This is a genomic window from Pseudoalteromonas sp. AOP31-A2-14 (assembly GCF_052378035.1).
Taxonomy (GTDB): domain Bacteria; phylum Pseudomonadota; class Gammaproteobacteria; order Enterobacterales; family Alteromonadaceae; genus Pseudoalteromonas.
On the sequence record NZ_JBQSXI010000002.1, the window covers coordinates 663,569 to 677,294 of the forward strand.

Consider the following 13,726-nt stretch of genomic DNA (forward strand, 5'->3'; position numbering starts at 1 on the left):
TTTGAGTATATTCAAACACACTAACAATTTTGACCTTTAACCTCGCGAACTTTACTGTTTTTCCAATTAACCTCGACTATTACTTGTATGTACTGCCCTAAAAAGCGGATAATTGCGGTTAAATAAAAATACACTGACAAAGTCTGGCGCAAATACTTAGTAGCCTTACTTATTAGTGCGCACGAAGGTGGACCAATTCAATGGAAATTAAAGTTAATTTTCTCGATAACCTTAGATTAGAAGCTAAGTTCGACGATTTCTCTGTTATTGCGGATCAACCAATCCGTTACAAAGGCGATGGCTCTGCACCAAGCCCATTTGACTACTTTTTAGCATCTTCAGCTTTATGCGCTGCTTACTTTATTAAAGTGTATTGCAATGCCCGAGATATCTCGACTGATGAAATTCGCGTGGCACAAAACAACATTGTTGATCCCGAAGATCGTTATAATCAAATATTCCAAATACAGGTTGAACTACCTGACAGTATTTCTGAAAAAGACCGCACGGGTATTTTACGCTCAGCTGAGCGCTGTACTGTTAAACGTGTTATTCAGACTGATCCTGAGTTTAAAATTGATGCTGTAGAAAGCTTAGATAATGACGCGCAAGCCATGCTGATGGCTAAACCTGATGACAGCGATAATACCTTTATTTTAGGTAAAGACTTACCGCTTGAACAAACCATTGCCGATATGACTGCTATATTGGCTGACTTAGGCATGAAGATTGAAATTTCATCATGGCGCAATATCGTACCAAACGTGTGGTCGTTACATGTACGTGATGCAGCTTCTCCTATGTGTTTTACCAACGGTAAAGGCGCAAGCAAAGAAAGTGCATTATGCTCAGCCCTTGGCGAATTTATTGAGCGTTTAAACTGTAACTTTTTCTATAATGATCAGTTTCTTGGTGAAGAGATTGCCAACAGCGAATTTGTGCATTATCCAAATGAAAAATGGTTTTCACTCACTGACGATGACACGCTTCCTGAAGGGATTTTAGACGACTACACACTAAGCATTTATAACCCTGAAGATGAACTATGCGGCACACACCTCATTGATACAAACTCAGGTAACGTTGAACGCGGTATTTGTTCAATTCCTTACGTGCGCGAATCTAACGGAAAAACCGTGTATTTTCCATCAAATTTAATTGAAAACTTATTTTTAAGTAATGGTATGAGCGCCGGAAATAACTTTGCCGAAGCCAAAGTACAATGCTTATCAGAGATTTTTGAACGCGCGGTTAAGCGCCAAATCATCGAGCAAGAAATTATATTACCCGACGTACCTGAATCGATACTTTCTAAATACCCTGGCATCGTTGCCGGTATTAAAGGGCTAGAAGAGCAAGGCTTTCCGGTGGTGGTTAAAGACGCCTCTCTTGGTGGGCAGTTTCCGGTAATGTGCGTGACGTTAATGAACCCAAAAACGGGTGGTGTATTTGCTTCATTTGGCGCGCACCCAAGTTTTGAAGTGGCCCTTGAACGTAGCTTAACTGAGTTATTACAAGGCCGTAGCTTTGAAGGGTTAAATGACGTGCCAAAACCGACCTTTAACAGCATGGCAGTATCTGAGCCTGAAAACTTCGTTGAACACTTTATTGATTCAACAGGTAAAGTTTCATGGCGTTTTTTCAGCGCGAAGCACGATTATAACTTTGTGGAATGGGACTTCTCAGGCACTAACGAAGAAGAAACAGCCAGCCTTTTCGGTATATTAAAAGACTTAGGCAAAGAAGCGTATATAGCTGAATTTTCAGATATTGGCACTGCGTGTCGTATTTTAGTACCTGACTATTCAGAAGTTTACCCAGTCGAGGACTTAATTTGGGATAACACCAATAAAGCCCTTAAATACCGTGAAGACATTTTAAATCTGCACAGCTTAGATGAAGATCAACTTGCTGATTTAGTTGAGCGCCTAGAAGACAGTCAACTAGATAACTACATTGATATAATCACCTTAATTGGCGTTGAGTTTGACGAAAATACAGTATGGGGTCAGCTAACAATTCTTGAGCTTAAATTACTGATTTATCTAGCCCTGGGTGATTTAGAAGCGACAATGGAGCTGGTTGAAACCTTCTTACAGTTTAACGATAACACCGTTGAACGCGGCTTATTTTATCAAGCAATGCACGCCTCTTTAGAAGTTGCTTTAAGTGAAGATTTAGAGATTGAAGACTATATTTATAACTTCACTCGCATGTTTGGACAAGAAGTAATGGATGCTGTGGTAGGCTCAATTAATGGTGATGTGGTGTTCTACGGTTTAACACCTACCAACATGCAACTTGAAGGGCTAGAGCGACATCAGCGTTTAATCGACAGCTATAAAAAGCTACATGCTGCCCGCGCTGCAAGAGCTAAATAAACAATTCAACTGCGCTTGAAACACAAAAATAAATTTAAGCACCTAGCATTGGCAGGTGCTTTATTTTTTTATAGCGCAAAGCCAACGAGATACAATGAGCAAGTTCCTTGCTCGGCAATGGTTGATTAAGCTCAAACACTAAAGCACGGTTACCTTGATAGCCGAAGGTATCACCATACACCTTTTTAAATGTGTCGATCAATTTGGTTTTACAATTAAAGTATATACAAAATTGCTGCGGTGATTTTGCTTTATAATCAAACCGAATTACGGAGCCTATTTTTGAAATATAGCTCGGCTCACCCCATTTGAGTGTTTCTTCAAGCTCGGTGATGCCATCCTCGCTGGCAACCTTAAAAATTAAACATCGTATATCATGTAGTAAAATAGCGATATTATCAGGATAAGTAGTAAATTTTTGCTGTACGCTTTCATCCATATTTTTAAAAATATCCTCTATAATTCAGCTGGTTTATACCTGTAATGCCCCGTAATTTTATAACGAAACAATACGTCTTCACGCTGCGGCCCTGCGCCGATGTTATGCACAATCAGTGGCGTTGTATTGTCTGGTGCAAGTTCTCCCATCACGATACCTATATGCGGTAAATTACCTGGTAACATCCAAGTGACAATATCACCCGCTTTGTAAGCATCTGCATCATTTGTTATAGGCAGCACAGTGCCGAAACGTTTAAAAAAAGTTTGTAAGTTGGGTACTCTGCGATGATCAATATTACTGTCAGGGTTAGTTAAGCCCCATATTCTTTTTGACGGATAAGAAGCGAAGTTATCGCGCATGTCTTCGTGTACTAATTGTTGTAAATCAATACCCAGGGCTCGGTAGCTTCGAATAATTACATCAGTGCAAACGCCAATATTGGCAGGTACGTCACCGTTTGGGTAAGCAATGCGCTGATAGGCGCCATCATATAGTACATTGTGTTGTGTTCGCTCATTAGCAGCATTCATCAAATCTTCAGTAAATGAATTGCTATGACTAAAAGCAGAAAACATTAACAGCAAAAACCAAAGTACATAATTCATAGTCATTCCTTGTAAATTCTAACGCTATATAAACTTCAATAGTTATATAATCATGACTGCTTATTCTCATCCAGTATCTTTATTAAACGCTTTAACTCTCGAAGCACCAGCATAGGCTCATCATTTTGAATGAAATGGCCGCTTCCTTCTGTTAATACGCTGCGACCTTGAGGAAATTCAGCTGCCCAACTCTGCCACAACTCCCCCCACATCATTCGGCCCTTGTCTGTAATTGGCAATGCGTCTGCCAAAATTGTCGTAGTGATAGGTGGTCTTTATTCAGGTGTAAAAAAGCTGAGCAAAATGCCCAGCTAACCCTCTTTTTTACCAAAATAAATAGCTATGGCTCTAACAGCTCATTAGAAAAAACGACTAGCTTACCTTTAGGTGGAAAATCAGACCAGCCACAAGGTAGTCCATTGTTTAAATAAGCAGTAAGAATATCTTTCCATAAAGGTGGAAAATAATTATTAGCGTAACATTGGAATATATAATACATATCATCAGTTATTAGCTCTGCCATAGTACTATCCCAAAGCTCATTAAATCCACTAAAGTTCTTGCTTTGAATGTTGAAAAAGTTATTCTTCAGAAGTTGATGACCTACATAACCATATAACTCAAAAGAATCTGGAAATGAATACTCTCCTCGGCTAATTGACTCCCAAGCTGGAAAGCTTTGCACTTCATCATCTTGATTAGCATATTTAAAACCTAACAGGGGATCACTGATTACTAATGCATTTATAGTATTAACAAAAGGCTTATCAAAGAATGTATCTCTTTCTAAAAAATCGACAAATTCTTGCGCTGACTCAAGTATGTCGTTCCACTTTTTCATAACTAAATATCCTTATTGTTGATTTCGTATTGAACTTTTTATCGCTTCAGTAAATGCTTTTTGAATATCACCCGTGCTGAAAGTATTGGGGTCATAGCCTGAGTTATTTAATGGAATGTCTCCTTTTACAAGTTGACTACGTAGCATCTTTTGAACAGCCTTTAATTTCATACATGCATTAAGTCCAGGAATATTTATTCTTAAAGTAGATTGCTCGGCTTTGCAACTTTACGCACAGAAGCAATAAGTGTGACAGGCATATCTTTAATCTGCGGGTAATCTGGTAGCGGTCGTTTACTCCAAAAATCCAAGTATTGATTCGACATTCCATTTGCCATATCACTTAGTTTTATTTGCGCGATTTCTTTATTCCCCTGCTCTAAATTTATGGCACGCAGTATATCTACATCGTGCTCGGAGGAAGGATCTAGCATGAGTAGCGCATTTAATTGTTGTGGATATTTTGCAGCAAAATCTCGCGCAACACTCCCGCCATAAGAATGCGCAACAAGTATTATGGGTTTTGAAATATTCAGCGCCAACAAAAACTCATTAAGATGATCTGCATAGTCCATTGAAGTAAAGTGCTGCTTAATTACAGTTGAGTTGCCATTACCTACACGAGAGTAACGTACAACCTTAGCATGCTCTGCTACGGCGTTAAAAACTGGATCCCAGTCATTTAAACCCGCGCTCCCTCCAGCCTCAAGAACCACAATTTGTTTACCCGTACCGGCGATCTCATACTCCAGTGCAAAGTCTCCCACTTTCACAAATGCAGCATAAGCATTTACTGTAAACAATAAGGGCAAAGCTAAAAAGAGACAGCTTTTAAAGGTATGACATAAAAACTTAAACTGCATGGTAATTTTCCTTTTGCACTATGAAGTCATTTAAAAAAACCCAAGCAATTGCTTGGGTTCGATACACTTTAACGCAAAATTATCTCACCTACTTTTGCAATTTAATGTCGTTAAAATGCGCTTCCAAATCGCTGACTAATGTTTGTTTAGGTAAATCGGAAAACGGTTTATCTACAAATTTACTACCCCGCAGCTGAATGTTTAAACGTGCTGCATTTGGATTTAACATAGTTTGTTTGTAATAGTCTTTGAGATCAGCCAGTGTTACTTTTTCAACTTCTGCAATCAGCTTTTGTTTTGAGTCAAAATCAAAGTTTTCACGATACCAATCACCCACTAATGGCGCCATTTCATCATCTAAATTTTTTGGCTGTTCTTTAAGTGTAACTAAGCTGGCATTTTTAAGTTGTGCAAACGTTTCTTCACTCATATTATCAAGCTCAACGGCGTATTGACGTTTAAAGTCTTCAAATCTCGTTTGCATTTCTTTCGGTCCTTTAACCGGCGTTTGAATGAACAAACCAATAGCGGAGTAATTTTCAATAGGACGCGCCAACGCTCCCACAGCATAGGCAAGCTGCTCTTCAGTACGCATTTTATCAAAAGCGAAAGTTCTAAGGTGATCTTGCAGTACCTGTGCTTGCGCTTTTTGCTTATACCCAGCAACTGGATGAACGGTCATATCAATAATGGCTACATCGGCTACATCTATATCTTTTTGTAGCACGATGGTTTCACCCGGCTGTGGTAACCACGCTTTGCTACGAGCAAAATCAGTTGATTGATGGTTGCTTGGGAGCACATCAGTTAACTCTTTCGCTATGACATCAATATCCTGTTGATTATAGTTACCAAACGTAAATACGCGCAATTCATTATTGCTAAATGTGTGTTGTTTAAGGTCAGTAAAATCAGCCATAGTTAGGCTATCAGCAGCATTTATTAATGCGTCTATATCAAAACTGCCGGTAAAGGTTAGCTTTGAGTATTCATCGAATGCCTGATAAAACGGAAATTTCTTTTGTTCATTTAATAAGCGGCGCTTATAACGATCTATTGCTTGAGTAAAACCTTGCGTTGTCGTTTGTACATCAATAGATTTAAGTGCGTGATCGAGTAATACGTTTTGTTTATCAGTAAAGCCGCCCATTGATAAAATAAGGCCGTTATTAGCTTGTAAATTAACGCTCATCCCCGCCACAGCGGCTTCAGTACTTAGCTCACTGAGTTGTAAATTGTATAAATCAGCCCACACTGAATACAATACTTTAGCTTTAATATCTTCAAGCGCATCGGGTGTATTTATGTATACATCAATTAAGCCTTTAGGTTGTTCACTAAAACGCTGGCTTGCTTGACGCCAAATTTTCACACCATTTTTATCATAGGCTAATGTGGGATGCTGTTGCTTATTAAATTCTCCGGTTTTGATAGCAAAGCTTTCTGGCAATAGCTGATTAACGGTCGGCAACGCGAGTGTAAATTCACTGGGCTTGCTCCAAGAGTCAATTTCAGCATCGCTAATATCTTCAATACGGTATTTGCCATCATAAAAGTGTAGTTGTGAGTCGGTTTCTTCTTGTTGTGAAACATACCAAACACGTAATGTATCTGGATTTAACTGCTCAAGAACTCGATTAACTGCGCCTGCATCAAATTTTGCATAATAATAAGGCGCGTTAATGGCATGATTTAGCGGGTATTCTTGCATGCTACCTGTAAGCGCACTAACATAATTAAATTCATCACCCTTTTCTAAAAACTTAAACTGGTCATTAAGTGAAGTTTTAATTTCACTGAAGTATTTACTATCGACCCCTTTTTGTTTAATTAAATCGATATATCTCATGACCGTTGCGGTGATCTTTTCACGGTTTTTCATGCCTTCATCAGTAAGCTCAATATCTACCGTAAGCGCCCCATAATTACCATAATGGCTAGGTGCCGAACTAGCGCTAAGCTGCGATACCCAACCTTTATCACGTAGAATTTTCGCTGGGCTGCCCTGCATTTCATTACTCAATAAATAAGTCACAAAACGGTTTGGTTTAACAGCAAATGCATCGCTATTATCGGTAATAGTAAAATCAAGTTGTAGTTTTTTTACATCCTCATTTGGCACATAATGTACCCGTTTCCCACCAATATTATCAAAGTCTAATTTGTCAGTGACGGTTGGCTTTTCAATCTTTTTATTTTCAATATCAGAAAAGTATTTCTGCGCTTTAGCCTCCATTTCAGCAAGTGATAGGTTTGAAATCATTGCCACTTTCATGATGTTAGAAGAATAATATTTATTATAAAAATTAACTGTTTCTTTATGCAGCGAACTGCCTTTTTTGTCGCCTAAAGTTTCAAGGTTACCAATTAAAAAGCGATTCGCAGGATGATCGCTCAACATTTTGCGTGCAAGTTTAAATTGGCCAAAAAAGTCAACCTCGCGGCGCATTGACCACTCTGCGTTTACCGCGTTTTTTTCTTTATCTGCATATTCAGGGTACAACTTAGGAGATTTAAAAAAATCAGCAAAACGGTCAAGTGCTTCATCGTAAGCGTCATTATTTACTTTGAACATGTAATTAGTGATATCAAGCCACGTGTACGCGTTGTGCGCGCCGCCATTTTTGGTCATGAAATCTGAATAACCTTTGGTGTCTGGGTAACGCTCAGTCCCCAAAAATAGCATGTGCTCTAAATAATGCGCTATACCTTGCTGGTCCATTGGATCATGTAATAAGCCAACACCCACGCTCAATGCTGCGGCTGATTTTTCAGCACTTGGATCAGAGACCAAAATCATTTCAATCTCATTACTAAGCTTTAGGGTTTTATATTGACGAGTATCATTTGGGCTAACGACGAGGGTATCTGATAATAAATTTGTTTTTTCTTTTACTGGCGCCGTGGTAGTACAAGCACTTAAAACCACTAGGGCAATTGCACTAAAACCGATAGTTTTTTTCATAACAGGTTTTTGATCCATTTATTAATGCGTTATTAGTGCTTATCATGTGTAATCATCGCATCACATGCAATCGTTTTTTAAACGACTTTGTAACACATTGTGAAATCTAAAAACAAACTGCTAGTCTTAATCATCATCAATATAACTTTAGAGACAATAATAAAATGGAAAAATACATACTACTAGCCATGTTCTGCCAAGTATTGCTGACATTCACTGTTATGGTAGTTATGGGACGTCGTCGTTTTAGTGCTGCGCGCGATAAACAAATATCAATGCAAGACTTTGCCACCATGGAGCTTAATAACGCGGGAGATAATGTCAAAATTGCCGATCGTAACTTTATTAATCAGTTTGAAATTCCAGTACTGTTCTTTATAGCCTGCTTAACAGGGCTACAATTTAATAGTGCGGGTTATTTATTTGTTGGGTTGGCATTTGCTTTTGTCATATCACGCGTGATCCACACTTTAGTACATATTGGCGCTAACAATCTAAAAATACGTTATTACACTTTTTTAATTGGTTGCTTGATTGTCATTACCATGTGGGTATCGCTGTTAATGCGCGCCTTCGCACTTTAAGTAAAACAAAAAGGCGCTACATTTTTTTACTTTTTAATTACTTGTGCGGCGGCGTCTAAGCCCTACTAACAATAAAGGTAACAACCAACTAACACTACCACTTGAGTCAGTTTCAGTTTCAATTTCAGGGTCAGGTGATACTGGTTCATCTATTAAGGTATTCTCTGCTGGTGTTAGTAGAGCTGATGAGTTTGGATCATCATCTAATACGGTTACGCCATTAATAGTGACTAAATTTGCTGAGGTAATCACGGTATCTACGTCAGAGCATTGCTCATTGGTAATATTTACCACAGGTATTTGACCGCAATGCGTAAGTGATGTGATATCTTCAAGTACAGCAAAACTTTCATCATCTACTTGACCAAAGACAGTAAAGCCGCCGTTTTGAACGTCTAAATTTGCGCTATTATCTTTTAAGTTAAAAAACCATTGGCTAGTTGCACTATCTGGATCGCTACCAATTTTCGCCATGGCGACCGTGCCTTTAACATTAGAAAGAATAGGCTCATTCATAACTGGCTCTTGAGTTTCTATTGCTTCAAAATCATCAGTGTAAGTAAATCCACCTCCTTGCATTACAAAGTCATCAATTGAGCGATGAATAACCGTTTGGTTATAACTGCCCTGCTCGATATAACTTAAAAAATTAGCTACTGTTTTAGGTGTTTGTTGGTCAAACAAGTCAATTTTTACAGTACCTTGTGAAGTTTGGATTTCGACAACGCTAGCGTGGCTGGCAAAACTAGTTGCGACAATTAAGCCAGCGATGAGTTGGTTTTTCATATTCATTTCCTTTTATATCCAATCACCTCAAGGTGGTTTGAGTATGTAATTTTGTTGTTATATAAAATTTAATAAAATAATAATAAAACCTTGTCAGCAAAGCGATAGCAAACAGCACTTTGACACAAACCCCAGCAGTTTAATTACATTATATATACATCCATTTACATATTCGTTCGGGTTATAAATAAACTGCATTTAAAACGAAATCGTCTCAACAAACTTTTTCAATTTGTTAGTATCGGATTGGCAACAAAAACACACAACAGGATAAAACAATGGCACATACTGATGAACATATTTGTGACTTTGGTTTACACCAAGGGCAATCATACAAAGAGCTACCTGCTAGTTTTTTAAATTGGATGGTTGGCAATAAACATGAAAAATCAGCATTAGCAGAACAAGAATTACAACGAAGGCAACTTGCGGCTACAAAGCAGTTAAATGCTAATAATTCACTAGAAACAGAATAATCTTTCTAACTTTCGTTATTTCATCATAAAACTAGTTTAAACTACGCGTATAATGAACAGCAAAACTGACATAACGGGTGCATTATGCGCGTATTTATTACCTTACTTTTATTAATCGGCATTGCTGCCTGCAGCAACAGCCCTACCCTATCGCAAACGACTACAACTGAAAAAGCACAGTATTTAACCATTTTACATACCAACGATAACCATGGTCGCTTTTGGCATAATGAAAAAGGCGAATACGGTATGGCTGCACGTAAAACCTTAATTGATGAACTGCGCAACAATGCGAAGCAGCAAGGCCATGCCGTATTACTGCTTTCTGGTGGTGATATTAATACAGGGGTTCCAGAGTCTGACTTACAATTTGCGGAGCCTGATTTCAAAGGTATGTCATTAATTGGTTATGATGCTATGGCACTAGGTAACCACGAATTTGATAATCCTCTTTCCGTACTTATTAAACAACAAGACTGGGCTACCTTTCCTCTATTATCAGCTAATATATTTGATAAAAAAACAGGTGAAAATGCTTTTGAACAATACAAGATATTTAACAAAAATGGCCTAAAAATAGCTGTTATCGGTTTAACCACTACAGACACAGCAAAAATTGGCAACCCACAATACATTGGCGGACTTGAATTTAAAGAGCCGGTTGCAGTTACCAAAACCTTAACGCAAAAAATAAAACAGCAATACCAGCCAGATATAACCATTGCAGTAACACATATGGGCCATTACGTTGATGCGGCTTATGGTATTAATGCTCCTGGAGATGTCACCCTTGCGCGTTCATTACCAAAAAACACCCTTGATATGATTATTGGCGGACACTCACAAGAGCCCGTTTGTATGGCAAGCAATAACAAAGTAGATGATAGCTTTGCACCGGGAAAGGCATGTAAGCCAGATCAACAAAATGGTACATGGATCATGCAAGCTCACGAGTGGGGTAAATACGTAGGTAAAGCTGAGTTCAAATTAGAAGAGGGTCAACTAACCTTGATTGACTATTCATTACTTCCAGTTAATTTATATGTCGATGAAAAACAAACCGATGGTACAACAAAGCCTGTTCTTGCTAACGAATACATAAAGCCGAACACTGAGTTAAAAGCCTTTTTAGCCTACTATCAAGCTAAAGGCGCAAAACAAATAGAAGGTAAGATTGGCTTTGTTGATAAAAAACTTGAAGGCGATAGAAGCAAAGCACGTTTTGAACAAGTAAACCTTGCTCGCGTAATCGTTCAGGCACAAATGGATTCGGTCGGGGCAGATTTCGGCATAATTAGTGGTGGTGGTATTCGCGATAGCATTAACGCTGGGGAAGTCAGCTACAAAGATATTCTAAAAGTACACCCGTTTAAAAATCGTATCGCGTATATCGATTGGAACGGCAAAGCACTTTATGATTACCTAACCACGGTATCCGCTTTCCCAACCGATTCAGGCGCTTATTTACAATACCATAAGCTCAGCTTTGATTATGGTAACGGGAAACTTGAAAACGTAAAAATAAACGGCCAAGCGCTTGATTTAAATAAAACATATCGCATGAGTATTAATATCTACAATGCCTCTGGTGGTGATGGTTACCCTCAACTTACCAAACGAAACGGGTTTGTCAGCACCGATGACACAGATGCACAAGCACTGAAGCGCTTCTTTAAGAACAACAGCCCAATAAAAGCAGCAAACTTCGCGCCTAAATAACTAGTTCCAAATATACTCACACTATTTAGGTAAATAGTGTGAGTATAATGGCACCCACTATTTACCTATCACTTTAATATCGTTTAAAGTTATTTTCGCTAACCCATAACTGTGTAACCGAGATCGTGAACCTTCACCGTGAGCTTTTGGTGGATAATAACACTCTTTCAACTCAGGGAAGTCAATAAGCGTTTCATCCAGTGCGGCGCGAATCTCACTTAAGGTTTTTTCTAAACTGTTAGTGAAATTAGGGCGTTTACGGATGGTATGACCGAGCTCAATTAAACGATAAAAATACTTATTCGCAAGCTCAATTAACGGCTCTGGCACGTCTTTATTTTGATTCAAGACCACTTCAGGGTTTTCAATACAAAATTCAATTAAAGCTAAATAAAAACACAGTGGCTTATTAGCTAACTTAACTTTTTTCTCAGGTATGACACTATTAGCTATTGATTTACTTTGCAAATCAATTAACAAAATAGGCGTAGTAGCAGGCTTAATTACTTCCCCAATTCCTTTATTTTCAAATTTTTTCGCTTGTTGTTCGCTATAAAGCCACCAAATAACAATTATAAAAGCGATCAACATCGCGCCAATTACCACCCCAACATCTGCCCTATGAAAGCTTCGACTATTATTCACAAAAATAAGTTCTACACTGCGCTGTGGGGTCTCTAATATTTGTTTAAAACTCTGTAAAGGTTTTGAGCCAGCCGATATATTTTCAATAGCATATAAGTTAATTGCCGAATCTTTACCAAGTAAGCTATTCAGATCATTGATGTAATCGACCACCATCTCTTCACTACCCGCATGGCTAAAAAAAGAATCTGGTAAGTTTAGATAATTTAAATCTAATGCAATACGGTTTTTAACATCAGCGAGTAATAACGCCGATGATTGCTGGTACTGATAATAAGCAGATGAAAAATAAGCCCCTACAAGTACTATAAAAGTAAACAAAAATAACAATATAGACTTCAGTGCATTGTATTTATTCATTATTGCTGCTCTTAGCTGTTTTATTCAGCGGCTCTGTAACCAAAGGTGATGCAGAGCTTGTTACTTTCATAGAGCCACACTGCCAATAGGCCTCTACCTCATTAAAATAAAGAGACTTTTGCTTTTTAGCTAATGCTTTAAGCTCACCCTGCACTGCACACAGTAGGTCTGTATTTTCGTCCTGCATTTTTAAATACCAACGACTTCCACTTATATTATCACTAATAGCTGTAATATAATTTTTTGAAAATTGTTGTTGATCAGACTCTTGCCAATAAGATGCGATAATATCGACCCTTCCCGCACTTAATAGTTCGCGTAACTCTTTATGCGAGCTTGCGTAAGTAACGGCTAAATTACCAACATTGATATCAAGGTCTTTAAATAGCTGCTTAGGAAGGATATATCCAGAACGGCTAGTTGGGTAATCCAGTAAACCAATGCGCTTATCTAAAAAGTAAGACTTGGTCAGTTTTGGTTTTTCTTTAGCTGAGATAAAGAAAGCCGTATAGGTTGGGTAACCAACAACAGCTTGATAATTATAAGTGGATTCAGCCATAAAAACCGAAATCAAATTCTCTTTAGCTAAAATAAGATCAGCAATACCTTTACCTAAAAAATCAACTGTATCGGTTGTCTTATATCCCCAATAAGCAGCCACCTTGCCAAACTGCTTAGCAACCACGTCATTTTTGCACAAAGTATTGACGACATCATTGGCTATATTTTTTGATGGAGCATAAACCACTAACTGATTTTCATTTGTAATTGATACCGTACGACACTCGTACGACGAAGTAATAAAGGCACGGGGAGTGGGTTGAGCCTCAATATTGAGCATTACACCTAAATAAGTAAACACCATTACAGATAGAAGCAAAAATGTAACAATTGAAAGTTTGTTTCTAAAAAAAACACTTAAATTCAAAATTAATACCCGCTTAACCAGTCTAATAGCTATTTCAACAATTTTTATTACTTATTACAACTAGTAATTTTACCCATAACATTCAAGCTATTGTTTTTAAACAAATATGAATAAGAAATTATGAATCTTAT

General features: G+C 38.0%; 14 protein-coding genes. 4 read left to right on the forward strand and 10 right to left on the reverse strand.

Going from position 1 to position 13,726, the window contains the following annotated elements; genetic code table 11:
- The first annotated feature begins 200 nt into the window (after positions 1-200).
- Positions 201-2,381 (forward strand): OsmC domain/YcaO domain-containing protein, encoded by a 2,181-nt coding sequence (locus ACT3S9_RS18895; protein WP_441835795.1) that lies wholly within the window; start codon positions 201-203, stop codon positions 2,379-2,381.
- A gap of 34 nt (positions 2,382-2,415) precedes the next feature.
- Here ACT3S9_RS18895 and ACT3S9_RS18900 read toward each other — a convergent pair whose 3' ends face one another.
- The 7 genes from ACT3S9_RS18900 to ACT3S9_RS18930 form a co-directional block, all read right to left on the reverse strand.
- The gene (locus ACT3S9_RS18900; RefSeq protein ID WP_441835796.1) at positions 2,416-2,820 is read right to left on the reverse strand and encodes a DUF1801 domain-containing protein; all 405 of its coding nucleotides are present in this window, start codon (positions 2,818-2,820) and stop codon (positions 2,416-2,418) included.
- Positions 2,821-2,837: 17 nt separating this feature from the next.
- The gene (locus ACT3S9_RS18905) at positions 2,838-3,428 is read right to left on the reverse strand and encodes a DUF1287 domain-containing protein (RefSeq protein ID WP_441835797.1); all 591 of its coding nucleotides are present in this window, start codon (positions 3,426-3,428) and stop codon (positions 2,838-2,840) included.
- A gap of 50 nt (positions 3,429-3,478) precedes the next feature.
- Complete coding sequence (locus ACT3S9_RS18910) at positions 3,479-3,679, reverse strand: hypothetical protein (RefSeq protein ID WP_441835798.1); 201 nt, start codon at positions 3,677-3,679, stop codon at positions 3,479-3,481.
- Positions 3,680-3,768: 89 nt separating this feature from the next.
- Positions 3,769-4,269 carry a hypothetical protein gene (locus tag ACT3S9_RS18915; protein ID WP_192518622.1) on the reverse strand — a complete coding sequence of 167 codons (501 nt, stop codon included), beginning with the start codon at positions 4,267-4,269 and terminating at the stop codon, positions 3,769-3,771.
- A 12-nt stretch (positions 4,270-4,281) separates the two neighbouring features.
- The gene (locus tag ACT3S9_RS18920) at positions 4,282-4,416 is read right to left on the reverse strand and encodes a hypothetical protein (protein ID WP_444751150.1); all 135 of its coding nucleotides are present in this window, start codon (positions 4,414-4,416) and stop codon (positions 4,282-4,284) included.
- Positions 4,417-4,469: 53 nt separating this feature from the next.
- The gene (locus tag ACT3S9_RS18925; RefSeq protein WP_441835946.1) at positions 4,470-5,132 is read right to left on the reverse strand and encodes an alpha/beta fold hydrolase; all 663 of its coding nucleotides are present in this window, start codon (positions 5,130-5,132) and stop codon (positions 4,470-4,472) included.
- An 88-nt stretch (positions 5,133-5,220) separates the two neighbouring features.
- Positions 5,221-8,097 carry an insulinase family protein gene (locus ACT3S9_RS18930; RefSeq protein WP_441835945.1) on the reverse strand — a complete coding sequence of 959 codons (2,877 nt, stop codon included), beginning with the start codon at positions 8,095-8,097 and terminating at the stop codon, positions 5,221-5,223.
- Positions 8,098-8,261: 164 nt separating this feature from the next.
- Here ACT3S9_RS18930 and ACT3S9_RS18935 point away from each other — a divergent pair, with 164 nt between their 5' ends.
- Positions 8,262-8,681, forward strand: coding sequence for an MAPEG family protein (locus ACT3S9_RS18935; RefSeq protein WP_441835944.1), 420 nt, complete (start codon positions 8,262-8,264; stop codon positions 8,679-8,681).
- Positions 8,682-8,714: 33 nt separating this feature from the next.
- Here ACT3S9_RS18935 and ACT3S9_RS18940 read toward each other — a convergent pair whose 3' ends face one another.
- Entirely contained in the window at positions 8,715-9,467 is a 753-nt protein-coding gene (locus tag ACT3S9_RS18940; protein ID WP_441835943.1) for a peptidylprolyl isomerase, read from the reverse strand.
- Positions 9,468-9,745: 278 nt separating this feature from the next.
- On the opposite strand from ACT3S9_RS18940, the gene ACT3S9_RS18945 reads away from it, so the two are divergent.
- Both ACT3S9_RS18945 and ushA read left to right on the forward strand, forming a co-directional pair.
- Positions 9,746-9,943 (forward strand): hypothetical protein, encoded by a 198-nt coding sequence (locus tag ACT3S9_RS18945; RefSeq protein WP_441835942.1) that lies wholly within the window; start codon positions 9,746-9,748, stop codon positions 9,941-9,943.
- A gap of 84 nt (positions 9,944-10,027) precedes the next feature.
- On the forward strand, positions 10,028-11,662 hold the full coding sequence (gene ushA / locus ACT3S9_RS18950) for a bifunctional UDP-sugar hydrolase/5'-nucleotidase UshA (RefSeq protein WP_441835941.1): 1,635 nt from the start codon (positions 10,028-10,030) through the stop codon (positions 11,660-11,662).
- 57 nt (positions 11,663-11,719) lie between these two features.
- Here ushA and ACT3S9_RS18955 read toward each other — a convergent pair whose 3' ends face one another.
- The gene (locus ACT3S9_RS18955) at positions 11,720-12,667 is read right to left on the reverse strand and encodes a hypothetical protein (RefSeq protein ID WP_441835940.1); all 948 of its coding nucleotides are present in this window, start codon (positions 12,665-12,667) and stop codon (positions 11,720-11,722) included.
- Positions 12,660-13,532, reverse strand: a complete 873-nt coding sequence (locus ACT3S9_RS18960) for a hypothetical protein (RefSeq protein ID WP_444751151.1) — start codon at positions 13,530-13,532, stop codon at positions 12,660-12,662. The genes ACT3S9_RS18955 and ACT3S9_RS18960 overlap by 8 nt, the downstream gene beginning before the upstream one ends.
- Between the last annotated feature and the right edge of the window lie 194 nt (positions 13,533-13,726).